Origin of the sequence: Pseudoprevotella muciniphila (assembly GCF_003265305.2) — a bacterium.
GTDB lineage: Bacteria > Bacteroidota > Bacteroidia > Bacteroidales > Bacteroidaceae > Alloprevotella > Alloprevotella muciniphila.
Genome location: NZ_CP033459.1, coordinates 1,046,477 through 1,070,527, shown reverse-complemented (window position 1 = coordinate 1,070,527; position 24,051 = coordinate 1,046,477). Strand labels below are relative to the sequence as shown.

Annotated in this window: 16 protein-coding genes; 3 read left to right on the top strand and 13 right to left on the bottom strand. The window is 50.1% G+C overall.

What is annotated here, in order from left to right; all coding sequences use genetic code 11:
• Positions 1-107 precede the first annotated feature (107 nt).
• The 8 genes from C7Y71_RS04355 to C7Y71_RS04320 form a co-directional block, all read right to left on the bottom strand.
• A complete protein-coding gene (locus C7Y71_RS04355) occupies positions 108-1,250 on the bottom strand; it encodes a nucleoside recognition domain-containing protein (protein WP_111898491.1) in 1,143 nt (380 codons plus the stop codon).
• Positions 1,251-1,280: 30 nt separating this feature from the next.
• Positions 1,281-2,321, bottom strand: coding sequence for a porin (locus C7Y71_RS04350; RefSeq protein ID WP_111898490.1), 1,041 nt, complete (start codon positions 2,319-2,321; stop codon positions 1,281-1,283).
• Positions 2,322-2,477: 156 nt separating this feature from the next.
• The gene (locus tag C7Y71_RS04345) at positions 2,478-3,788 is read right to left on the bottom strand and encodes a DUF58 domain-containing protein (RefSeq protein ID WP_111898489.1); all 1,311 of its coding nucleotides are present in this window, start codon (positions 3,786-3,788) and stop codon (positions 2,478-2,480) included.
• A gap of 44 nt (positions 3,789-3,832) precedes the next feature.
• The gene (locus C7Y71_RS04340; RefSeq protein ID WP_111898488.1) at positions 3,833-4,813 is read right to left on the bottom strand and encodes an AAA family ATPase; all 981 of its coding nucleotides are present in this window, start codon (positions 4,811-4,813) and stop codon (positions 3,833-3,835) included.
• A gap of 84 nt (positions 4,814-4,897) precedes the next feature.
• On the bottom strand, positions 4,898-6,307 hold the full coding sequence (locus tag C7Y71_RS04335) for a DUF4350 domain-containing protein (RefSeq protein WP_111898487.1): 1,410 nt from the start codon (positions 6,305-6,307) through the stop codon (positions 4,898-4,900).
• Positions 6,304-7,041 carry a DUF4129 domain-containing protein gene (locus tag C7Y71_RS04330; protein ID WP_111898486.1) on the bottom strand — a complete coding sequence of 246 codons (738 nt, stop codon included), beginning with the start codon at positions 7,039-7,041 and terminating at the stop codon, positions 6,304-6,306. The genes C7Y71_RS04335 and C7Y71_RS04330 overlap by 4 nt, the downstream gene beginning before the upstream one ends.
• 4 nt (positions 7,042-7,045) lie before the next feature.
• Entirely contained in the window at positions 7,046-7,915 is an 870-nt protein-coding gene (locus tag C7Y71_RS04325; RefSeq protein WP_111898485.1) for a hypothetical protein, read from the bottom strand.
• Positions 7,902-8,882, bottom strand: a complete 981-nt coding sequence (locus C7Y71_RS04320) for a stage II sporulation protein M (RefSeq protein ID WP_111898484.1) — start codon at positions 8,880-8,882, stop codon at positions 7,902-7,904. Before C7Y71_RS04320 ends, C7Y71_RS04325 begins: the two co-directional genes overlap by 14 nt.
• Positions 8,883-9,048: 166 nt before the next feature.
• Here C7Y71_RS04320 and C7Y71_RS04315 point away from each other — a divergent pair, with 166 nt between their 5' ends.
• From C7Y71_RS04315 to C7Y71_RS04305, 3 genes are all read left to right on the top strand, one after another.
• Positions 9,049-9,765, top strand: coding sequence for an RDD family protein (locus C7Y71_RS04315; RefSeq protein ID WP_111898483.1), 717 nt, complete (start codon positions 9,049-9,051; stop codon positions 9,763-9,765).
• A 167-nt stretch (positions 9,766-9,932) separates the two neighbouring features.
• Complete coding sequence (locus tag C7Y71_RS04310) at positions 9,933-11,411, top strand: alpha-L-fucosidase (protein WP_111898482.1); 1,479 nt, start codon at positions 9,933-9,935, stop codon at positions 11,409-11,411.
• Positions 11,412-11,432: 21 nt separating this feature from the next.
• The gene (locus C7Y71_RS04305; RefSeq protein WP_146739422.1) at positions 11,433-18,563 is read left to right on the top strand and encodes a GEVED domain-containing protein; all 7,131 of its coding nucleotides are present in this window, start codon (positions 11,433-11,435) and stop codon (positions 18,561-18,563) included.
• A 120-nt stretch (positions 18,564-18,683) separates the two neighbouring features.
• Here the strand turns inward: C7Y71_RS04305 and C7Y71_RS04300 are convergent, their stop codons facing one another.
• The 5 genes from C7Y71_RS04300 to C7Y71_RS04280 form a co-directional block, all read right to left on the bottom strand.
• A complete protein-coding gene (locus C7Y71_RS04300) occupies positions 18,684-19,886 on the bottom strand; it encodes an S-adenosylmethionine:tRNA ribosyltransferase-isomerase (protein WP_111898480.1) in 1,203 nt (400 codons plus the stop codon).
• Between the two features lie 81 nt (positions 19,887-19,967).
• Entirely contained in the window at positions 19,968-21,032 is a 1,065-nt protein-coding gene (leuB, locus tag C7Y71_RS04295) for a 3-isopropylmalate dehydrogenase (protein WP_111898479.1), read from the bottom strand.
• A gap of 324 nt (positions 21,033-21,356) precedes the next feature.
• Positions 21,357-22,889, bottom strand: coding sequence for an alpha-isopropylmalate synthase regulatory domain-containing protein (locus C7Y71_RS04290; RefSeq protein WP_226943558.1), 1,533 nt, complete (start codon positions 22,887-22,889; stop codon positions 21,357-21,359).
• A 21-nt stretch (positions 22,890-22,910) separates the two neighbouring features.
• Positions 22,911-23,492: a 3-isopropylmalate dehydratase small subunit gene (gene leuD, locus C7Y71_RS04285; protein ID WP_111898478.1), complete on the bottom strand. Its 582-nt coding sequence runs from the start codon at positions 23,490-23,492 to the stop codon at positions 22,911-22,913.
• Positions 23,493-23,542: 50 nt separating this feature from the next.
• A complete protein-coding gene (locus C7Y71_RS04280) occupies positions 23,543-24,046 on the bottom strand; it encodes a hypothetical protein (protein WP_111898477.1) in 504 nt (167 codons plus the stop codon).
• Between the last annotated feature and the right edge of the window lie 5 nt (positions 24,047-24,051).

Here is a 24,051-nt window from a genome sequence, read left to right as displayed (position 1 = left end):
ACATTTTTCCCCAAAGCCCTTCTTTGTATATTACCTTTTGCACTTACAGCGCGCCATTGTTATCTGTCATCTTTTTTACTAAGCGACAAAGTCCTTTTTTTCAATGTTCAGATCAGTGAATAGAGCATATACCCCCAGTGTGCCACTATGGCTGCGCAGATGCCTCCTATGGTGTGTGAGAGTATGGCTTTTGAGGTGAGTTCCCGGTAGCCGAGCGAGTCGAGCATGGCGGTGTGTGTGCTGAGGTATCCGCTCCAGCACATGCCGATGGCTGTGAACACGGCTATGGCGTTGCCATCTATCCAGCCCTGTGCGATGAAGTTGGGCACGAGGCTCAGTGCTGCGCCCACGGCTCCGAGTGCTGTGATGGGGAAGGCAATCTGGTGCGGGTCGGTAAAACCGAAGAGCCAGTTGAAGATGAAATCTATTTTCGATGCGAGCCACGGCAGGAGTTCCGTTCCCTGATAGGCTGCACCTGTGTAGTTGCCGCTTGCGTCGGGTCCGAAGGTGAGCACCATGACGAGTGTTGAGATGATTAGCACACCCGGTATGATGGCGAGGCCTATGTCCACGCCGGATCGTCCTCCGTCGAGCAGGGCATTCAGAATGCGCAGGAAGAGCGACTTCTTTTCTTCCTCCTCGTTGCGTTCCTTTTCCGGTACGAGTGTGTCTTGTCCGCCAGGGCTGTCGTTGGCGTTTTCTTCAGCATATTTCGGGTAGGCTTTCAGTACGAAGCGCTGCATGAGCCTTGTGGAAACAACACAGCCGCAGAAAGCGCCAAAGAATCCGATGAGCGGTCCGGCGAGGTAGCCATTGCCAATCATAAAGATGATGACGATGAGTCCCATGCCGAATGCCGTGCCGAAATTGGTCAGCGAGATGAACTGGAACTTCTTGAAATAACTACTGAAACGCTTGTCGCGCGAGAGGGTGATGATGGCGGGGTTGTCCGAAAGGAATGTCATCACGGCACCGAGCGATGCCACACCGGGCAGATTGAACAGCGGTCTCATCAGTGGTCTCAGCAATCTCTCCAGCAGGTCCACTACGCCAAATTCCACGAACAGTTTGCCTATGGCGCCTGTGAGCACGCATATCGCCATGAGGTAGAACACGGTGTTGAGCAACAGGTCGTGAGCCGTTTTCATCACGGTGTTAAGCATATTGGCTGCTCCCATGCTGTGACCCAAATAGGTGAAAAGTCCTATGATGATGACGAGGCAGATGATGCCGGACAATGATTTTTTCATTTTTCGCTTATTGCTAATCTGTTTGTTCTGCTAATCTTTCTTTTTCAGTCTTATGGAAAGCAGGTTCATTTTCCATGTTACGCCTACGTTTACGAGCGACTGGTCGTCCTGCATTGTTCCGTCAGGGTTCGTATTCTTTCCCCATGCGTATGAATAGTCGGCATGAAGACGTACGTCGTGGTTCTTGATGGGATAGAACTCCACACCGCCGCCCACACGTGTCAGTTCGGTGCCTTTATGTATGACGAGGTCGGCATCGGTGTGCGTCTTGTTTACGTCGTAGGTCGCTTTGGCGTAGAGGTTGAGGCAGTCTTTAGGCTTGTAGGACACTTCGCCCACGAGCGAGCAGTCCTTGAAGAAATAGGTTTGGTGGTTGGCGGCGCGGTTGAGGAAATCGAGGCAGAGTTTCACGCGTCCCAGTTGCAGCTGGTTGCCCAGCGAAATGTAGGAGATGTATTTCTTCGGTGCATATTCCATAAGGTTGGCAGACCAGAGGGTGGACCAGATGCCGTGTCTGCCGCTCCACATCAGATGGTAGCCGTACATATCCTCGTGGTCGTAGAAACCATCGAAGGGGCTTTGTGTTACTTGCAGTTTCAGTGCGTCGTTACCGCCGAGTGCGTATTCTGCACTCACACCCCATTGGAAGCAAGGAATGTTGTACCAGAATTCCGAACTGAAATAGATGTCGATGGGTGGTGCGTCGTACTCATATCCACCTATTGCCGCTACCTGTTTACCTGCGGATAGTGTCAGTTGCTTAACTGGTGAATAGTTGATGTATAGCCAGTCTGTGGCATCGAAGAAGGACGACGACTTGCTGAACTTGTTGAGGCGTTGGCGGTAGGCGTATGAGAATTTTTCGCCTATATTGCCTGTGAGGACGAAATTGAGGTAACGTCCTTTGAATCCGCGCTCGTCTTTGACCTGGCTGTCATGTTGCCAGTCGCCCCTGGCTTCAAGTCGAAGGGTGTTGATTTCTTGCAGAATCGACTTTGCTGTCTGTGCCTTGAGAGTCTGTAGTCCTACTGCAATGAGGAAAAAAAGTAGAAAAAATACTTGCTTTCGCATCTGCCGGAATTGGTGATTTTTTTATTTGCGCGTGCAAAGGTAAGAAAAAGAAGATTGTTTTGACGGTTCTGCGCTTTTGAATTTTGCAGCAACAATGTTGCTGCATAGTTGACGCTTTGTTATTCAGGGCACGTCAATGTTTTCAGTGCTTTTCTGCTATATAACCCCCTGCTGCTTCATCGTGAGGTATGTGCGTACGGTGTTGGCGGGCATGTCCTTCACTGTGGTGTGGAGGCTGTAGATGCCGTTTTGGCGCAGTTCTGCGGCGATGGTCTGTTGTTGGAGGATGAAGTTTTCGGCGATGGCCTGTTGCTTGTATTCCTTGTCGTTCGAGGGTGTGATGTCGGCAAGTGCTTCTACCTCTTTGTCCCTGAAGAATACGATGAGCAGGCAGTGTTTTCGTGCAATCATCCTGAAGTAGGGCAGTTGTCGCCGCATTTGGTTCAGTGTGTTGAAATCGGTGAAGAGCACCACGAGGCTACGACTGTGTAGTGCTTTGTCAAGATGCGTTGGTAGTGGCGAGAAATCGCTTTCGGAGTAGGTTACCTGTTGGTCGTAGAGTGATCGCAGAATGAGTTTTATTTGGTTTTTCTTCTGCGATGGCGGCACTGTGGTGTCTATTTTGGCATCGAAAGTCATTGTGCCTGCCATGTCGTGGTGTTTCAGCACACAGTAGGACAGTGCGAGGGTAGAATTGATGGCATGGTCGAGAAGTGCCATGTTGTTGAATGTCCGCTGCATGGTGCGTCCCTTGTCGATGATGCACATTACGTTTTGCGCGCGCTGTTCCTGATAGGTGTTCACCTCCAGCCTGCCTGTGCGTGCCGTGGCTTTCCAGTTGATGTGTCGGTATTCGTCGCCCGGCACATAGTCGCGTATGTGTTCAAAGTCGGTCTGTCCGATGGGTCTCAGTTGTCGTTTTTCGCCTTCGTGCTGTGTCGTGCTGATGGCAGCGAGTTCTACGTGTTCAAGTCGTTTGAAGTTGGGATATACTTCGATGTGTGCGCGATCTGTGGCTATTCTGATTTTTCGCTCTATGAGTTGCAGTGGTGTGCGTGCGAAGACGATGATGTCGCCGTAGGAAAACTTTCCTCGTTCCTTGGGCTCGAGTGTATAGTTGTATGTTGCTGTTTCCCGACTTGAAAGGCTTGTGTCATACTGTGCATCGTGGTAGCACATTTCGGGTGGCAGTTCGTCCTGTATCCGCAGGTGCACCTTTATTCTGGCTTCCGACTCCACTTCTATGCTCACCTTGTTTTTGCTTCCGATACAGAAGAGTTGTGGCATGGTTCTCCGCGCCTTCACCCGTATGGCTGCAAAGGCTGTTATGGCATCGGCTATGGTCAGCGCGACGAGGGCAATGAGCACGATGATGGCCGCAGGGTAAAGCGCAGGCAACCAGTAAGCCACTGCCGCGAGGAGTGCCGTAATGGCGAGGAGAGCGAAGAAGCGAGGTGTGAGATACATGCTGTTCCGTGCTATGGGGTTTGTCTGTGCCGTGAACGTTTGCCTTAGAACATGGCGCGTTGCTGGTTGGTATCAACAAGTGCTTCTTCGAGTGTGCGCCTGATGGCGTGCTCGATGGTTAGTCCTTCCATCTCGGCTTCTGCCGTGAGTTGCAGTCGGTGGGAGAGCACGCTTGGTGCAAGAAGTTTCACGTCGTCGGGTGTTACGAAGTCGCGGCCTGAAATCATGGCATACGCCTTACTGATTTGCAGCAAGGCTATGGCGGCTCGCGGTGATGCCGGCAGATAGATTTCTGCGTTGTTGCGCGTGTTCTGCACGATGCGCGTAATGTAGCCGAGAATGTTGGCATCTACCACCACATTGTCCATCATCTGCCGCATGCCGAGTATGTCCTGCACGGAGAATATGGGCTTTATGGCGTTGATGTCCATGCGCTCCTTCTTCTGGTGTCGCTCCAGTATTTCTAATTCTTCTGCCTGTGATGGGTATCCCATTGTAATCTTGATGATAAAGCGATCAAGTTGTGCTTCAGGCAGTTTGTAGGTGCCTTCCTGTTCGATGGGGTTTTGTGTGGCGATGATGAAGAAGAGTTCGCTCATGGGGTGGGTGATGCCGTCGATGGTGGCTTGACGTTCCTGCATCACCTCGAAGAGGGCAGCCTGCGTCTTTGCCGGTGCGCGGTTGATTTCGTCGGCGAGGACGATTTGCGAGAACACGGGACCTTTGTGGAGATTGAAGTCCTGAGTTTTGGGATTGAACACTGATGTGCCCAGTACGTCGCTCGGCATGAGGTCGGGCGTGAACTGTATGCGCGAGAAGTCGGCATTGAGCAGTCGTGCCACAGTCTTTGCCAGAAGCGTTTTTGCCACACCGGGCACACCCTCTATGAGCACGTGTCCGTCGGCTATAATGGCTGCGAGGAGTTGTGCCACAGCGAAAGGCTGCCCCACCACGTATCGGGCTATTTCCTGACGTATGAGCACCATTTTCTGGTTGAATGTTGTAAGGTCGATTCTTGTATCCATGATGTTTTTTGTTGTTTTTTTGATTGTTGAGTGTTGTCAGAGTTGTCAGAATAATCGGAGTATTCGGATTGGTCCGAAGAACTGTCAACGACTTTCAACTATTTTTTTCTTGATGTTTCTGATGATGTTTGCTGCTGTGGTAAACTCTTCAAAAGTCAGCCTCTTCTTCCCCTCTGTCCTGTTGTAGTTCATGAGCAGTGCGATTTGTGTTTTTATCTCGTTTTGCGACAGTCCTGTTCTGCCCGCGATGGCCTCTATATCCTTTTCGGTGCAGTTGAAGATGTCGGCTCCCACTTTTTTTCTTACCAGTTCGGCGAAGGCATAGAGTTTGTTGACATAGAGTTCGCGATAGTCCGTGTGCATCATGTGCAACGATGCTATTTGCCGTATGAAGGCGAGGGTGGTGTTCCTCTCTGGTTTTCTCACGTTGATGGCACGCTGTCGGCGTCGCGCGTTGAAGAAAATGGCGAGTAGGATGCCTGCAAGCGTGATGTAGAGCATCAGGTTGAGCGCCTTTTGCTTGTGGAAGAACTGAAAAATAGATTCTGCCTCTTGCTCTTCTTCCTCTGCTGCTTCGGAAGGATCCATGCCTATGTTGTATGGCTCAGTTACTCTCACCACGGACCTGTCGGCAATCATGTCCATGGTGCTGACTACGAAGGGCAGCGTCTTGTCGTCCAGAATTCCTGCGTTGGTGAAGCAGTGTGCGGCACTGATTACGTAGAGGTTGCCTTTTCCCACTTTCGCGTGTGCTGCGAGGGCAGCCTTCACTTCTTTAGATGTGGTGTTATTGGCAGGGATGGTGTACTTGTTGTGGAGATTCCATTTATTCCAACCTTTTTGATTATTTACGATGTCTTCATCGAAGAATGTCGTGCAGAATCCTTGTCGTGCCGTAACGGTTTTTCTGTCCTTCACGCGCGTGAGAGGATTGGTCAGTTGCAGTGTCGGGCTTTTCCTGAGTTGTTGTGGTGTCTCCGCTTCGTCTCCAAAGGTAACCCCTTCTCTCAATGTTATTATCAGGTTTTCAATGGTCTTGCCTCGCTGTCCAATCTCCTTGGCCTTCTGAATAACCTTGCTGTAGCGTGAGTTGTCGTTAGTGTCAGACTCATCGTACTGTGTGCTTGCGAGGTCGTTTTCATCTTTTTTTTGTTCGACAACATTCGGCAGTTCTGCAATGATCATCACGTCGTTTCCTGCTTTGAGGTGATTGTAGATGGCTATGGTGTTTCGTCTGCTGAGTTTAAAACTTTCTGCAATGACCAGCAGGTTGTAGTCCTTGCTTTTCGTGTCGGGAAAGCGCACCACCTCGTAGCCTTTCGGCATCGACTCTTTCATGAGTTTGTCGAAAAGTTTCAGACCGTATGGCTCGTCGCTCCTGCTCAGGTAGCGTTGGTCCCAATCGAAGTGGCGCTCTCTGCTGAGAAAGAGCATGAAGGCGGCAGCAAAGGCACAAAAGATAAGCACAGGCACCAGAATGTTTTTCCACTTCATGCTTCGCCTCCTTTCTCTCTTGCAGTCCTTTCCCCTTCTTCTGCTTCTTCCTGCGCTTTGCGCCGGCGTTCTGCCGTGATGGCATTGACATGATTATTCAGTTCTTCGAAGTCAGCCTTTGCTGCGGCGTAATTGTCTTCAGTTACTTCGTAATGCCCATACTGTGCGCGGACGTACGCCGCAGTGATTCGCCTGAACGGTTCTGATGCTACACCTGTGTCGAGTGCGGCATATTCCGAGGGTGTGGCGTCTTTTCTCCATGTCAGCAATTCTGCCTCGCAGAGAAGCCTGAATGCCTGCATATACGTGTATTTCAGTGCGGCAGCATAGTCCTTTTCCGCAAGTGCCTCGGCGGTCAGTTTTTGAAAATCAAAACCGAAAACTTCTTCCTGATTGAGTGTGCCTTCTGTCGTTTCGTTTTCTTCCTCCTCTTTTTTCTTCTTCTCTACTTCCTTCTTCTTGCTTTTCTTTTTGGAAAATCCCATGAACCATCCGTTCCTGACGGCAAAGAACAAGATCACGAGGACGAGGACACCGACGCAGCACCAGACTGCCAGCGGAGGTATGGAGAAAGATGTGGAAGGTGTGCCTTTCTTCGTAACGACTTGTGTGCTATTCGTTGTGGCGGAATCCACTTCCACCACCTCGTCAAGGTAGTTGTAGTCGCCGCTCTGTTGCCATTCTCTGATGAGGGCGGTGTCGATATGCATGGTATGTTGTGCGTTGTCTGGCATGTCATCAGAGGTTTTCAAAGTTTTCTATTTTAGCATCAATGCTTATGCCTTCCTCGCTCTCCTTGATGGATCCGTAGGTGTGGGCGCCAACCACGAGTGCCAGCAGGGCGAGGAAATATGCCGAAGCGGTGAGGAGGGCGAAGGTGATGAAAAAGATGGCATATTTAAATATCTCTTCTCCCACACCATGCAGGAGACTGTCCGGCAGATAATCCTCAATCAGCACGATGATTCCCAGCGATGTGAAACTCAGGATGAAGAGGGCTATGCTGAAGAAAAGCAGTGCGACAGAGACCTTGAATATAGTGCCGTAGTCGCTGTAGCCTAATGAAAATGTTTCTTTTATGCTTCCTGCCGATTCTTTACCGCTCAGTGCCACAACGGCGGGATAGATAAACAGCGGCGGCATTGCCATGATACCTATGGGCAATATGAAGAAAGATAATACGGTTTCGAAGCCAAAGAGCAAAATGATAAAGGCGATGATTGCTATAGCAGCGACAGGCATAGCCAGCATGCGTCTTGTCATGGCGGGCAATGCTTTTCTGAACGTCTTGACAGAGAGGTCTTTCAGCCCATTCTCCCGTTGCCGGTAGAGATCGTAGAGCGTGAAAAACATGGTAGGGAGCAACCAAAGGGAAATGAAGATTATGGTGAATGTTGCGAATAATGTTTTATCCCAAAAATCGATTTCGTAAAACTCTTCCGACATGATGTAAGCCCAAAGAAAGACTGAAGACAATATGACGACGCACACACCTGCCACCGGCACTATGTATCTCAGCACGGCGCGCCGGTTGTCCTTCAGCCACTGTATGCTGTCTTCGAAGATGTCGCTGAAGGTGCGTATGCGGTAGAGTTCAATCTTCTTCATGGTTGCGTTTTCTTGCTTTAGCCACCATTGCAGGCCACACTATGATGTAGAGTACGACCAGCACGAGCGAGAGGATAATGAAAGCCACATTGAGGCCTGTGGGCCACTCCGGGACGTGGCGCGTGAGGAACGACTCGATGAAACCTGCCACGAGGAGCATCGGCACAGTGGCAAGGAAAATGTAGAGCCCTTGCTTCGCATTCTTCCGGAAGGCTTGCCGGCGGCTCATGGTGCCCGGGAAAATCCATCCCGTACCGAGCACGAAACCTGCTGCGATGGCGACGATGATGGCACTGATTTCTATCGTGCCGTGCAGCCACACCGCCTGCATGGCTTCGGAGAATACGCCATGCTGGTAGAAGAAAGTGCAGAAACAGCCGAGCATCACACTGTTGTAGAACGCCATGACACCCGTGCCGAAAAGCGTCAGTATGCCCATGACGAAGCACCGGAGCGACACCATGATGTTGTTGGTGGGTATTTGTGCCATCATCGTGGCTTCGTTGCTGCTGCTGTACACATCCGTCGGCGTGCCCTTGCTGATGTTTTGCAGGCTCATATCCACATATTCGTCGCCGAGAATGAGTCGGCTGAAGTCGGGGTCGCCCAGTTGTGAAACCACGCCGACGAATGTGCCGAACGCGAAGAGGACTAGGGCATAGAGGAGCATGCGGCGATGTGTGTAGAGCGCCATGGGGATGCTCTCCCTGACCAGCCTGACGAACGATTGCTTCATGCTCGTATTTCCCTTCTTGTACACGGCGAGGTGGATCTTGAGTGTCATGTCGTTCAGGTAGGTCGTAACCTTCGAGTCGGGATAGTGGGTCTGCGCAAAGGCAAGGTCTGCCATCAACTCGTCGTAAACGTCGGCAAGTTGTGAGGGCGGATAATGGTCCGTGGCATAGCAGACATGCTCAAACTGCGACCACTTCTCGCGATTTCTCTGTATGAACGTAGATTCTAACATCGTATAGGCAGAATGCTTCCCTTAATTTTCTGAACTTTTAGGCTCAATTAGTGGCAAATATAAACATTTTTGATAAATTTGCAGAGTAAACTTTCAGAAAAATGACTGACAATTTGCCGCAACAGCAAATGTAGCAGGAAAATCAGTTGTGACAGCCGCTTTTGCAATGAACAATTACATCATTACCAGTCAGAATGTTCGCGTGGAAACCCGTCAGGCGGTTTTCATGCTACGCCTGATGTCGGGCTTGATTGACCTGCTGGTGATGTTTGCTATCATCTGGTTGTCAGCTGCTTATATGATACCGTTAGTTGAAGCCTTTGGTGAATTTGCAGTCTTTGTAATTGTGATAGCCATCATGATGTATCCTTTTATCACGGAGGTGCTTTTTCATGGTCAGACGTTCGGCAAGATGGCACTGAAGTTGAAAGTGGTGCGCGTGGAAGGCGAGGCACCGAGTGTGGGCGACTTTTTCCTGCGCTGGGCACTTCAACCGGTGGACTACCTCCTGTTGCCGCCCGTTACGCTCTGCCTCTTCGTCTTTTCCGACCGTTCTCAGCGGCTGGGCGACATGGCGAGCGGCACGATGGTGATTCGCACGGAACGTTCGGCAAACCGCATGGTGCGACTGAACGACTTCTATACGGTGCAGGTCGGCTATGTGCCCGTTTATCCGCTTGCGCAGAACCTTACAGAGGGTCAGGCAGAGATTATCCACACCGTGCTGACTTCTTACAGTCAATCGACAAACCAGCAAATCAACAGCCTGGCGCAAAAGGTAGTGCCCATCTGCGGTCCGCCGCCCAGCAGCAACATTTATACCGGGCAATACCTCACCCAAGTCTGGCGCGACTATCAGTATTTTGCCAGCAGGCGGAAGTAGTTGATGATTTTTCAAACCCATTGTAAGTTTTTGCCCAACCTTTTGCACAATGGTGAAAGATTAATTGCAAGAACTATTCATGGAATGAAAATAAATTATTAAATTTGCCCCATATTTTTTTATTAAGGTTATAAAACAATCTGAAGAGACATTAATCCGAAAAAAACATGAAAAGAATTACTCTTATCCTCGTGTTTGGACTATTCGTTCGACCGTCTGCCCTGTTCGGTCAGTTGGAGATGATAGACGAAGCGCCGAGCAATCCGAACAATGAGCCGGCGGAAGTATTCCCCGTGCCTTCGGAACGCCAGATGAAATGGCAGGAGACTGAATTCTATGCCTTCTTCCATTATGGAATGAACACCTACACCGGTCTGGAATGGGGCAATGGTGACGAGAATGTCAACCGTTTCGCGCCCACAAGGTTGCCCGATCCGGAACAGTGGCTCCGCCTCTGCAAGAAAGCAGAGATGAAAGGCGGTATCGCAGTAGTGAAGCACCATGACGGTTTCTGCTTGTGGCCAACAGAGACGACGGACCACCACTGTCAGAACTCATCCAATGCCTACGCCAAGCAAACCAACATTCCTGAGGCTTTCGTAAGGGCAGCAAAGAAACTGGATATGAAGTATGGCTTCTACATATCGCCGTGGGACAGGAACAGTGCCTACTACGGCACTGATGAATACGTAACAAAGGTGTTCCTCAAGCAGTGTTTCGAACTCTCACAGTACGGCACCGACCAGTTTGAAATGTGGTTCGACGGCGCCAACGGAGGTTCCGGTTATTATGGAGGTGCGTATGAGAACCGTTCCATCGACGAAAGCTACTATTACGACATCCCCAACTTGCGCGACTCTGTACACAAAGTTTGCCCGGACATCATCCTTTGGGGCGTGGGCGGAGAAGCACGCTGGTGCGGTACGGAATCAGGCTACACCAACGAAACCACGTGGTCCATGGGCTCCGGACTTAGCGGAAGCGAGACCGCATGGCAGTGGAAGCCCAGCGAAAGCGATGCCAAAGCCACAAGCGGCGGTTGGTTCTGGCATGATGGCGAAACCACCAAGAACTCCGAGACGCTCTTCGACATGTATCTCAAGACCGTGGGACGGAACGCCACACTCATCCTCAACTTCCCACCCGACATGTCCGGACGTCTCACTGATGCCGACTCCGTGCAACTCTGCGATTTGGGCGAAAAACTCAGAACGCGCTTCGGCACCGACCTCGCTAAGACAGCCACCGTTACTGCAAACGTTACACGTTCAGGTGGCAACTACGCTGCAAGCAACCTTATAGACGGCGACAAGAACACCTATTGGGCAACCAACGACGGCCAGAAGGCGGCTACCATTACCCTTACTTGGAATCAGCCGCAGAACGTGCACTACGTAACCCTTCAGGAGTACATCCGCAAGGGACAGCGCGTGAAAGGTTTCACCATAGAAACCACAGCCGACGGCACCACATGGACACAGCGTGCGTCGAACATACAGACCACGACCATCGGTTATAAGAGAATTATCCCTCTCAATGGCAGCACATCGAACAGTTACGATAATGGTTTCAATGTAAAGGGAATACGTATCAAGATCACTGACAGCCGCGCATGTCCGCTGCTGCATACGGTATCGGTATATTAACCTTAAAAAATGAACAAAGTCATGAAACTCAAGAAATATACCCTCATCGCAGCATTGGCACTGCCTATGGCTGCCGCAGCACAGACAGCAAGCGTAACATTCGACACCGACGACTACAAGTCCGTCAGCGTGTACGACTCCTGGGAAAACTCACCCTTCCGCAAAGGAACGCTGCAAGGTAATGTTGCCGTCATTGACAACCACCTCAACCAAGTAGATGATTTTCTCGGCGAAGCACCAAACAGCACGGCAAAGATACTCGGTGTACAGCGCTCACGTTTCGGCTCAAACCAGTTCGGTGCACGCATCGACCTGAAGACCCCCTTTTCGCTCTCACCAACCCCGCAGTATGTACACGTACTCATCAACCGTCCCATAGAAGGACGTGTGATGCTCATGGGCCTCGGTAAGCACCGCGAACAGGATTGGGCAGGACAAAGTCCTGAAACAGAGCAGTTCTGGGAAATCTCCACCACTACGATAACACCCAACAAATGGACAGACGCAGTATTCGCCATCAAGGGTGTATCGGGTGTGGACATCTACAGCCTCGTCGTTGTGCCCGAATGCGAATCTCCGCATGACCGCAATCAGGATTTCGTGGCATACATCGATCAGATTGTGGTGAACACAAGTCCTGCTCCGCTTTTACAGTATGACGACTATCCCACCAACTTTGACAAGAAAAGCACCAAATCCACTCGCAATGACCGAGGTATTAAAACAGTTTCATTGGCAGGTAAGACTGTGAACGTATCGTCCGACCCGTCAAGCGGCGATCCCGTTTATCGCGACATGATGGAGAACACCTTCCCCGTCAAGGCAGGTCAGGAAGTTACGGCATCCATGACCATCGAAGGCAACTGGATGAACAGTTACCTCTACATTGACTACGGACAGGACGGAAAATTCTCCTACGGTCTTAATGCAAACGGAACACCTGCAGAAGGCAGCGACATCAAGACCTTCTCCAACTACAACGGCAAGAACAGTCGAGGTGTAACGAATAGTTCCAACAATACACTTGCCATGCCGTCATTCACTATCCCCGCCGGTACACCAAAGGGATTCTACCGCATGCGCTTCAAGGACGACTGGAACGACATTGACCCGGGCGGTGCACCGACCATCGTGTCTAATGGTGGTGGTATAGTGGACGTACGCCTCAATGTACACGAAGACAACGTTACCGTTACGGAAGACAACCGCAATGGTGAGGTGCTCTCCGGAGACGGCAGCGCGCTCATGACAACCACACCGTTCGGACAGGCATTCACCGTGAAGCTCAATCCTGAGAACGGATTTGCCTACAACGGCATGCGTGTACGCCACGGCTACAACCTCGACGGTGACAAACTCATACGCGGCACACTTCAGTATGTGGATGACATTGTATATAGCAATGCTTTCGACGAGAATGACTGCTACACCATTCCTGCAGAATGGGTGGACGGCGACATCGTTATCGAAGGTCTTTTCGTGGAAAAAGGTACGGAAATCTCGTACGACTATCTCCTTAATTTAAATAAGGACACAACCATAAGCCGCACCGATCGCTACCTCAATGCCGTTACTATGGCTGGCAAAAGAGTTGATATCGCCAACGACAAAAAGGTGTATCACGAAGACATGTCGCAGACCTTCTTCGTTGCGCCAGGCGATGCTATGACTCCGACATTTGGATACGCAGGCGGTCCGATGCATGGCTATGTATATATCGACAAGAACCAAAATGGTATTTTTGATACAGGCAACATTACCAACGGTGTTATCGGCGAGAACAGCGATGCTATGACTTTCTCATTCTGGAGTGGTAATAACACTAACGGACAATCCGGCTACAACAGCAACGGCGTTAACCTTACAGGTTCTGCACGCAACGTGCTCAACCCGCCATCATTCACCATTCCCAACCTTGCCGATGGTTTCTACCGCATCCGCTTCAAGGTGGACTGGAATGAAATCGATGCCGGCGGAAACGTAACCTCTAATAACCACATCATTTCCAATGGCGGTGGCATAGCCGACTATCGTCTGCGTGTTTTCAGCGGTTCTGAAGTAAATGTCAGCGTGGTCAGTGGATACGGAGAAGTGCTCAATGTTTCCAATCAAACTCTTGGTGGCACCACTGTTCCCTACAATGAGGCACTTACATTGAAAGTGGTACCCAATGCAGGGTACGAGGTGGAGGAAATCCTGGTTACCCATGGTGTTCTTGATGCTAATCCGGCCATTATACACAGTGTGCCTCAAGTGCTCACAACAACTTATACAGGTGCAGATCTTACAGACGGCGAACTGACTTTGCCTGCTGAAATCGTGGATGGAGACCTGAGAATAACCGTAAGAATGGTGGGCGAACCATCTGATCCTTCCATCGGCGGGGATGACAATAACAATACGATAGGGGTAACACCAGAGTATCCTGCTGCCACAAAACCCGGAACGGCTTCGCTGACAGTTTCCGGTACAGACCAGTGGACATTAGGGAACAACCTATTTTCTGCCACGTTTGCAAAAAGAAATGGTGTGCTTTCTTTCGTTGGTGCTGAAGCACTCGACATTCAAGGCGCAAAAGAACTCTTCGAGTTCCAACTCTACAACGGTACAAAAGTCAAGGCTTCTGCCATGACGCTTCAAAGTGTGACGATGGAGACGCTCACACCGAATAATGCTGTGCGTACAGCAAGTGAGAGCCGTGCGAATGGATATGCCCTTAAGGCAGTATATACGTATAACTTCGAAACGGGGAAAACACTGACCGCCACATGGCGTGCAGTATTGCGCGACGGTTCGCATTACTTGAGGACCACCGTTGATTTCTCTACGACGCACGACGTCAAAATGAAGACCATCACGCCGATGCAGTTCTATGTGAACAATCGGCACGGTGTGCCGACCAGAAATGGCCAACCCGTGGCAGGAAGTCCCCTCGTAACAAGCCATATCTTTGCAGGACTTGAAACACCTACTGCACTCAACACGGTGGTAGGTGCGGCAGATTTTGAAGTGGGTTCCTGGAAGAATACCTATTTCAACGATCTCGATTCAGACGAGGTGCCTGCCGAACTGTTGTCTTTGACTCCTTATGAGAACCTCTCATCTTTTTCTTCAACATCTTTCTCTGCAGTGGAAGGTCCCGTAATGGTTTCTAACCTGACGAACAATGGTACGGTCTCCTTTACGTTCCTTTACGGCAGCGGAAGTTGCGGTCTTGCAACCGTTGGCGTACAGCTGTTGGATGCAAATGGTTCTGTAGTGGCTCACGACTATCACACGGGTTTCTCGGGTAGTAGGAAGGTGAACCATGTCTATACACTGACAGGCGTTACAGAAGGCAATTATACGCTCCGATATATTATTGACCACGAATCGCAATCAAGCATTTGCGATGCAGGTACCATCACTGTCAGTGGAGCAACCATAAAGAAAGGTACAAACAGTTTTGAGGTGGATTCCTGGAAAAACTCCTATTTCAGCAACCTCGCTTCCAGTGAGGTGCCTTCCGAACTGTTGTCTTTGACTCCATACGAGAATATTACGTCCTTTTCTTCAACATCATTCTCTGCGGCAGAAGGACCTGTAACGGTTTCTAACCTGACGAACAATGGTACGGTCTCCTTTACGTTCCTTTACGGCAGCGGAAGTTGCGGTCTTGCAACCGTTGGTGTACAACTTTTGAATGCAAACGGTTCTGTAGTGGCTCACGACTATCACACCGGTTTCTCTGGTGGTAGGAAAGTAAACCATGTTTATACACTGACGGGTGTTGAAGCCGGTAATTATACGCTTAGATATATTATTGACCACGAGTCGCAATCGAGCATTTGCGACGCAGGTACTATTACTGTCAGTGGAGCAACCATAACTAAGCGTGATGATGCAGTCGCTACTCCAACTTCCACTATACAAGGTGTGTGGCGTCGTCCGCAATGGCTTAAGCCCAACGATGATTGGCACGTTGGCGCTGTTGTCGGTCTGATTGCTCAAGACGACAACCAAGACCAGGCCCGTCGTTCCGTTCTTGCATACGTGGAGCGCGAACGTGCTGTGCCTTGGCGCAGTTTCTCACTTTATAACTCATGGTACGAAGTCAATATCAATCGTACCAACAAATACAGCGACTATTCACATTGTATGACCGAGGCTCAATGTATGAAAATACTTCAGCATTGGAAGGATAGTCTTTACACTAAACGTGGGCAGAGCATTCAGTCGTTTGTTTGGGATGACGGATGGGATACATACGGTAATTGGGGATTCAACCCCGGCTTCCCTAACGGCTTTACCAATCTCAGCAACCTTGCAGGCAGTTTTAACACGAACATCGGTGCATGGCTCGGTCCGAAAGGTGGATACGATACGGCTGGAGCGCAAAGAAAGAAGTATTGGACTGACAAGGGCAAAACTATGGGACTTGCCGAGCCCGAGTATTACAGCCTGTTCCTTGATACATGCTCTCACTTCTTGCAGAATTACAATTTCAACTGTTTCAAGTTCGACGGCATCAGAGAAATTGGAGTAAACCGCGAAGGACCTGCCACAACGGAAGCCGGCCTTGAAGATTGTGAGGGTATCATAGGTATAGAAGCCAAATTGCGCAAAGTGAACCCTGATGTATTCATCTATACCACAGTAGGGACATGGGCATCACCATTCTGGTTCAAATATACTGACGCTATCTGGAAGCAAGGTAACGACTGGGAAACCGTTTCAGGTGCTGCAGGCGACTTACGCGAAAAATGGATTACCTATCGCGACTCCATGGTGCATGACATCTTCGTGACCAACTCGCCACTCACACCCATCAATAACCTGATGACACACGGCGTTATCGTTTCGAAGTTTGGAAATCTGAACTCAAGTTCAGGCGCAGCGAGTATGCCGCTCAATTATGACGGTATAGTGCGCGAAATCCGTTGTGCTTACGGTTCAGGTTCAGCCATGGTAGAACTCTATATGGATACGTTGCAGCTCGATAATATCAACAACGGAAAACTTTGGGACGATTTATCAGAGAGTATCGAATGGCACAAGAGGAATGCGGATGTGTTGGGCGACACCCACTGGGTGGGTGGTGCACCATGGGATGGTAGCACTTCACACATGTACGGATGGGCGGCATGGAATGAGCGTAAGAACACGGTTACGCTCCGCAACCCGTGCGGTACGGAACAGACGCTGACCACAACGCTCCGCAAGATTTTTGAAATCCCTTCATATATTACTGACCGCTACATCGCGCTGACAGATGTCTATGCTAACCAAACACCCACGGTGCTCAGCAACGCGGTGTTGGATATTGACAAAACCATTAACATCACGCTGCCCCCGTTCATGGTGGTTGCGTATGATGGTGTACCTTCAGCAACCAGTGTGGTTACGCCTTATTACGAGATGGAGCAGACAGCCGCTACGGCTCTTGAAGATACGCTCTACGTGCTCAATGCCATATCGAATAAGGGCGAAGGGTATATCTACTACGATTCTTCTGCAAGCAACAGGAAATACCGCGCAAACACATCGGGCATCGACTTCTCTGATAAAGTAACGGACCTCAATTACGTATGGCGACTTAAGAAGAGTAACGACGGCACGACATTCACATTGCAGAATTTGGCTAACCCGTCGGTTTATTTCGTGGCTGACGCATCCAGAAATACAAACTTCTCAGGCACAGAAACGGCTAACCTCGTTTGGAATTCGGATAAAACGATGCACCAAACGAACTATACTAATGGCTCAAATATCTTGTACATTCATGCGAATCAAGCCGCCAACACCCTGCCCAACCTCAGTTATTGGGACAACAATGGTGCTATCGGTACGGCAGGCACGTGCGTCGTGTTCGATTTCTACCGCGTTACCTATGTGCAGCCCTCTGAAGTTAGTCCCACATATACCGTTACTTACAACTATATGCTTGACGGACAGGTGAAACTGACTACACAGGAAGATGTGCGCAAAGGCAGGTTGCTTCCGGCCATAAACGTGCCGGACTACGTGGTGGCCACTACTCCTGAAGGCATTGTCAATAATGATACAACGGTGAACATTCCGTGCACCCTGAGCCTGCCTTTTGAAATCAGCAACGACTTGCAAAAGCACTATTATTTCCTTAAATTAGGTACGGGTGGAACATACGACCCTATAAGGTATGTGGACGATGGTGATGCTTCGAAAACAGTTCTTCAAACAAACATTACAGAAGTAGATAAAGGCTGTGTGTGGTATTTCAAGGGCGATCCTTTCAGTGGTATCAGCATCTACAATGCACAGGAAGACAAAATTCTCATCACTTCTACCACGATGAGCGGCTCTAATGGTGGTGGCACCTATCCACACCTTGCAGATGCCAATGCTGCGCTTGGAAGCGGCTATACAAATCTTTGGAACATCTCGCCAACTGCCGTTTCCGGTGTTTCGGGCGGATTTAACCTTAAAATATACGGGGGTACGAACGAATACATCAATTACCGCGACGGCAATCTCGCCTTTTGGAACAATAGCGGTGCTACGAATGCAGGAGGTTCGGTGTTGCGTGTAATTAAGGACGTGCCAGTCATTTCGCTGAACGATGGCGGCGATGGCTATTACTATGCTACGACCTACTTGCCATTTGACACCGAAGTGCCTGCAAACAGTGAGGTAGGCGTTTATGCAGCCGCACTTAATAGCAGAGGAACAGGAGTAGATTTGTCTGATCCGTTGACAGCCATACCGGCAAACAGCGGAGTTATTCTCAAGTCGGCAAGTGCCTCTACACTCACACTGACACTCTCCGATGAAACACTTGCTGCACTTCCTGCAAATGTTTTGCAAGGCTCTTGCGAAGCCATTGCACTGACAGATGCCAATCGCGCCAATTATCTCATTTTCGGCAGGTCAACGACCGACGGCAAGCCTGGTTTCTATAAACCATCGTCCGCAGTAACGAGCATAAGGGCTAACAGGGCGCACATACCGGCTACCTCGCTTCCCGCTTCAGCATCGGCAGGGCTTGCCTTTGACGACTTGTCCATAACAGGTCTGAACGGCATAGAAACTTCCGGCAGCACGAAGAATGCTTTCTATGACCTACAAGGACGCCGCGTTATCCATCCGCAAAAAGGCGGAGTTTACATCCGCAACGGCAAGAAAGTGATTTGGTAACAAGGTGTTTCGGGCAACCAAAGGCTTGATAAACCTTGAGACAAAAGAAACGGGCTGGCGAAATCGATCGCCAGCCCGTTATTCGTTGTTACGAGCGGAAGTGTTTCCGTTGTTTTGTGTTTATTCTCTGATGAGGAGACAACTGTCGCCGTAACTCAGGAAACGGAAGTCGTGGGCGAGGGCGTAGTCGTAGATGGTTCGCCAGTTTCCACCGACGAATGCTGAGACGAGGAGCAGGAGGGTGGATTGCGGTTGGTGGAAATTCGTTACCATGCGGTTGACGATGCGGTAGGTAAAGCCCGGCTTTATCATGATTTGCGTTGTGGCGTGCAGCACATTAAGTTGGTGCTTGTCCATATACGTAATCAGCGCGTTGAGGCTGTCATGTGTGGTCATCTCATTTTCCTGTTCGTATGGCTCCCATTGATTGACGTGCAGTTCGTCCGGTTGGAGTTCAGGATTTTGAGAAACTTTTCTGCCGAGGTAGTAAAGCGATTCGAGCGTGCGTACGCTTGTTGTGCCAACTGCTATACATTGGCAGTTGTGTTTTAGAAGTTTATTGATGGTTTCGCAGTTCACGGCAATCCATTCAGCGTGCATCTCGTGCTGTTCCACTTCTTCCGTCTTGACAGGCTTGAATGTTCCGGCTCCTACGTGGAGCGTGATTTCTTCACGGTCGATGCCTTTCTCGTCGAGCGCCTGGAGTACGCGGTCGGTGAAGTGCAGGCCAGCCGTAGGTGCTGCCACACTGCCTTTGATTTTGGAATACACCGTTTGGTAGGTTCGCAGGTCGCTTTCTTCCGTGTTGCGGTTCAGGTAGGGTGGGATAGGGAGTTCACCGATGGCATCGAGCACTTCGGCAAAGGTGATGCTTTCATCTTGCCAGTCGAAGATGACTTCGAAACCTGTTCCGCTTGTTCCGCCACGTTCGGCAGTGAGTGTGATGTCGCGATTTCCTACACGAATGATGCGTTCCAGTCGTCCTTCCTTCCATTTCTTGGCATTTCCTATAAGGCATGTCCATGAACAACGACGCGTCTGTGCGAACGAAAGTTGATAATCGTGCGGTGTGTGTGGTTCAAGGCAGAACACTTCAATAAGGGCACCTGTTTCCTTATGGAAATGCAGGCGCGCCTGAATGACTTTCGTGTTGTTGAAAATCATCAGTTCGCCAGCGGGCAGAAGGTCGGGCAGGTGGCGGAACACATCTTCGCTCACATTGCCGTCCTTATAGATCAGAAGTTTGGAAGAGTCGCGTTCTGCAAGAGGGTATTTTGCTATGCGCTCGTCGGGCAAGGGATAGTTGAAATCGGAGATTTTCATCTGAAATCTTTTATGAAATAATGCCTAATGCGCCTGCCCCTGTTTGGGGACGGGCGCATCGTGTGAGAGTCAGAATGCTGTTTAAGCGTTGTTCTCTATCCAGTTGACAATCCATTCGCCAACTTCCTTCGTGCCGTATTTTCCGCCGCCTTCCACTTGTATTTCAGGGGTGCGGACATTGGCATCGAGGCTGGCATCTACGGCATCACGGATAAGTTTGCCTTCCGCTTTCAGACCGAAGTACTCATAGAGCATCGCCACGCTCAGAATCTGTGCCAATGGATTGGCAAGGTTCATACCTTTGGCTTGCGGCCATGAGCCGTGGATTGGCTCAAATACGGGTGTGCTGCTACCTGTGGACGCACTTGGCAGCAATCCCATGCTTCCGCTGATGCACGACCCTTCGTCTGTGAGGATGTCGCCAAACGTGTTTTCCGTAACCATCACGTCGAAGAATGTAGGCTCCTGAATCATGCGCATGGCAGCATTATCTACGTACATGTAGTCCGTCGTTACTTCGGGATATTGCGGTGCTATCTCCTGTGCCACCTTGCGCCATAGGCGCGAACTGGCGAGCACGTTAGCCTTATCCACCACCGTGAGGTGCTTGCGCCGCTGCATGGCATATTGGTATGCCACTTTCAGTATGCGCTCCACTTCGGGGCGAGTGTATTTGTTCGTGTCGTATGCCTCTTCGGTGCCTTCCTGTTTCTCTCCGAAGTACATACCGCCGGTAAGTTCGCGGATGCAAACGAAGTCGGCACCTCTCACGAGTTCATCCTTCAGCGGTGATTTGTGGATGAGGCACTCAAATGTCTGTACCGGGCGTATGTTGGCAAAGAGCCCCAACTTCTTGCGCATGGCGAGCAAACCTTGTTCGGGGCGCACCTTCGCTTCGGGGTCGTTGTCGTATTTCGGGTCGCCCACTGCTGAGAAGAGTACGGCATCTGCCGCTTCACAAATCCTGAATGTCTCCTCGGGGAATGGGTCGCCAACAGCGTCGATGGCTGCCGCACCGCAGAGTGCATCGGTATAGTTTACTTCGTGTCCGAATTTTTTTGCTACAGCGCTCATTACTGCCACGCCCTGTACAGAAATTTCGGGGCCTATGCCGTCGCCGGCAAGAACTGCTATGTTCAGTTTCATTGTATGTTAGTTTTTTTTATGATATGTTCTCTCTCTTTGAAGTTATCGAAGTTATTGAAGTTATCGCTTCGCTCGAAGTTAACGACGTTACCTCTTTCTCTTTGAAGTTATAGTTTTCTCTTTGAAGTTATCGAAGTTATTGAAGTTATCGCTTCGCTCGAAGTTAACGACGTTACCTCTTTCTCTTTGAAGTTATAGCTTCGCTAACTTCATTATCTTCGAAATACTTCTTTCTTCTTCTTTCTGTAATTTATCGGTCCAACGTATCGTCGTTAACTTCTTTAACTTCATTAACTTCGTTAACTTCGAAAAACTTCTTTCTCTTTATCCGAGGCTGTTGAGCATCTTGATGGTGGCTTTTATTGCAGCATCAGTCTGGTCAGCGTCGAGTCCGCGTGTGCGGAATGTGCGGCCGTTGAGTTCCCATGTGATGGTGGTCTGCACGAGGGCATCGGTCTGTCCGCCCGGCGGGATGCTTACGGCATAGTCCGTCAGTAGCGGAAGGGGGCGATGCAGCCGGTTCTCGTATATATCGCGCAAACCGTGCATGAAGGCATCGTATTGTCCGTCGCCCGTGGCATTCGTTTCGTAACTTTTGCCGTCAATTTCTATGCGCAGCGAGGCAGAGGGCTTCAGTCCGTATGCTGTTGTAACGAGATAACTCTCCAGTTTCACAGTCTCCTTCATCGTGTCGTGCTTCAGCACGTCGGCGATGATGTAGGGCAGGTCCTCGGGTGTTACCACTTCTTTTTTGTCACCAAGTTCGATGACGCGCTCTGTTACGCGTTTCGTCTCCTCGGGTGTGAGTTCAAGTCCGAGTGCTTCAAGGTTTTTCAGCACATTGGCTTTCCCGCTGTTCTTGCCAAGGGCATATTCGCGGTGTCTGCCGAAACGTTCGGGCATGAGGGCATTCTGGTAGAGACCGTTTTTGTTATCGCCGTCAGCATGTACGCCAGCCACTTGTGTGAACACGTGTCCGCCAACGATGGGCATATTTTGCGGCACCGGTATGCCCGAGCAACTGCTCACGAGCAGGCTCATGGTGTAGAGCTTGCTCTCGTCGATGCCTGTCTTGATACCGAAATGGTCTTTAAGTATGGCTTGCACACTCGACAGCGGCGCATTGCCCGCACGTTCTCCAAGTCCGTTCACGGCGGTGTGTATGCCGTTGCAGCCGCCTAATACAGCACTCGATACGTTGGCTATGGCGAGGTTGTAGTCGTTGTGGGCATGAAAGTCGAAATGCAGGTCGGGAAAGCGTCGGCGCATCTTGCGCATATATTCCACTGTGGTGAGTGGGTTTAGCACACCGAGCGTGTCGGGCAGCATGAAGCGTTTCACATGTGTCTGTCGCAGTGCTTCCACAAGGGCAAAAACATACTCGGGCGAGTCCTTCATGCCATTCGACCAGTCTTCAAGATATACGTTTGTTACCAGTCCACGCGCATAGGCATACTCCACTTCTTCAATGATGTTGCGGATGTGCTCTTCCGGTGTTTTTCGCAGTTGCTGTTCGCAATGCTTTTGTGAACCTTTGCAAAGCAGGTTGATGACTTTTCCACCGCAACTTATAATCCATTCTATCGAAACGTGGTGGTCCACGAAACCAAGCACTTCCACACGGTTGATAAAACCGCGTGCACTCGCCCATCCGCAGATGCTCGTCACTGCCTTCTTCTCTCCTTCGGACACACGCGCACTTGCCACTTCAATGCGGTCTACGCAGACATCACGAAGAAGTGCCTTGGCTATTTGCAGTTTCTCGTGCGGCATGAACGACACACCGCCCGTCTGTTCACCATCGCGGAGCGTGGTGTCCATGATTTCTATGCGCTGTGTAGGAGCAGGCTTTGCCATGTCTTTATTGGATTCGGTGGTTCATTTGTTTTCGTATGCCTCGATTTTCTCCTTGTTCTTCAAAAGGAAATCGATGTCATCAAGGGCATTCATCAGGCAGTACTTCTTGTAGCCGTTGATGTCGAAGTGCTCGCTCTCGCCTGTCGCTTCATTAGTGATTGTCTGGTTGGGCAGGTCAACGGTAACTTCTGTCTTTGGGTTGGTTTGGATGTCTGCCAGGAGTTGTGCCAGGAACGCTTCGCTGACAACTACAGGCAGCACGAAGTTGTTAAGTTCGTTTTGCTTGTGGATATCGGCGAAGAAACTGGACACCACCACGCGGAAGCCATAGTCGGCTATCGCCCATGCAGCATGTTCACGGCTCGATCCGCAGCCGAAGTTCTTGCCTGCCACGAGTATGCAACCGCTGTAGGTGGGGTCGTTCAGGACAAAATCTTTCTTTGTACCGTCGGGATTGTATCGCCAGTCGCGGAAGAGATTCTCGCCGAAGCCTTTGCGGTCGGTGGCTTTGAGAAAGCGTGCCGGGATGATTTGGTCTGTGTCCACATTTTCTAAAGGCAGGGGCACACACGTACTTCGGATGATATCGAATTTTTGTTTCATAATGTCGTTCAGATCTTTGTTTGTTAGGTTAGGTGGAAGCTTACTTTTTATTACTTCTTATCCTGATAGTAAAACGTTTCCAGAATAATGTTGTGCACATTTTCAGGCACTGCCGCCTCGAAAGCATCGTTTGGTTCACCATGTTTGAGGTAGAGATTGCCGTATTCGCCTTCGCGGTATGCACTGAATACGCACTTGTCGCCTGCATAGAGCGTGATTTGCTCACTTGAGCATCCTCTCTTGCGTGTGCCACCTTCTTCGGTCTTTTTTATTCCTTGACTGCGGAGCGCCTTGATTGTCTTGTGGAACGCTTCGGGCGTGTTGTCGTATCTGCGTTCTATAAGGATTTTGTCTTCGCAGCGTACAGAGAGCCATACGTTTTTCTCATCGATGATGATGCTGTAGTCGCGCTTCTCATCGGCTGGCTTGGAAGCATCACCAAAGTAGTAGCAGAGTTTGGTCAGTTTGTCCCATGGGATGGACTCTGCATGGATGCTGTTGGCTGAAACGAGCGTGAGAACGAATACCGAGAGTATAAGCAGAATGCGTCGCATAGTTT

What these genes read in the sequence shown, in the direction of transcription:
- C7Y71_RS04335 (WP_111898487.1), bottom strand. Translation starts at nt 6,307, where the DNA reads ATGAAGTGGAAAAACATTCTGGTGCCTGTGCTTATCTTTTGTGCCTTT.
- C7Y71_RS04330 (WP_111898486.1), bottom strand. Translation starts at nt 7,041, where the DNA reads ATGCCAGACAACGCACAACATACCATGCATATCGACACCGCCCTCATC.
- C7Y71_RS04315 (WP_111898483.1), top strand. Translation starts at nt 9,049, where the DNA reads ATGAACAATTACATCATTACCAGTCAGAATGTTCGCGTGGAAACCCGT.
- C7Y71_RS04280 (WP_111898477.1), bottom strand. Translation starts at nt 24,046, where the DNA reads ATGCGACGCATTCTGCTTATACTCTCGGTATTCGTTCTCACGCTCGTT.
- leuD (WP_111898478.1), bottom strand. Translation starts at nt 23,492, where the DNA reads ATGAAACAAAAATTCGATATCATCCGAAGTACGTGTGTGCCCCTGCCT.
- C7Y71_RS04320 (WP_111898484.1), bottom strand. Translation starts at nt 8,882, where the DNA reads ATGTTAGAATCTACGTTCATACAGAGAAATCGCGAGAAGTGGTCGCAG.
- C7Y71_RS04345 (WP_111898489.1), bottom strand. Translation starts at nt 3,788, where the DNA reads ATGTATCTCACACCTCGCTTCTTCGCTCTCCTCGCCATTACGGCACTC.
- C7Y71_RS04300 (WP_111898480.1), bottom strand. Translation starts at nt 19,886, where the DNA reads ATGAAAATCTCCGATTTCAACTATCCCTTGCCCGACGAGCGCATAGCA.
- C7Y71_RS04325 (WP_111898485.1), bottom strand. Translation starts at nt 7,915, where the DNA reads ATGAAGAAGATTGAACTCTACCGCATACGCACCTTCAGCGACATCTTC.
- C7Y71_RS04305 (WP_146739422.1), top strand. Translation starts at nt 11,433, where the DNA reads ATGAAACTCAAGAAATATACCCTCATCGCAGCATTGGCACTGCCTATG.
- C7Y71_RS04350 (WP_111898490.1), bottom strand. Translation starts at nt 2,321, where the DNA reads ATGCGAAAGCAAGTATTTTTTCTACTTTTTTTCCTCATTGCAGTAGGA.
- leuB (WP_111898479.1), bottom strand. Translation starts at nt 21,032, where the DNA reads ATGAAACTGAACATAGCAGTTCTTGCCGGCGACGGCATAGGCCCCGAA.
- C7Y71_RS04310 (WP_111898482.1), top strand. Translation starts at nt 9,933, where the DNA reads ATGAAAAGAATTACTCTTATCCTCGTGTTTGGACTATTCGTTCGACCG.
- C7Y71_RS04355 (WP_111898491.1), bottom strand. Translation starts at nt 1,250, where the DNA reads ATGAAAAAATCATTGTCCGGCATCATCTGCCTCGTCATCATCATAGGA.
- C7Y71_RS04290 (WP_226943558.1), bottom strand. Translation starts at nt 22,889, where the DNA reads ATGGCAAAGCCTGCTCCTACACAGCGCATAGAAATCATGGACACCACG.
- C7Y71_RS04340 (WP_111898488.1), bottom strand. Translation starts at nt 4,813, where the DNA reads ATGGATACAAGAATCGACCTTACAACATTCAACCAGAAAATGGTGCTC.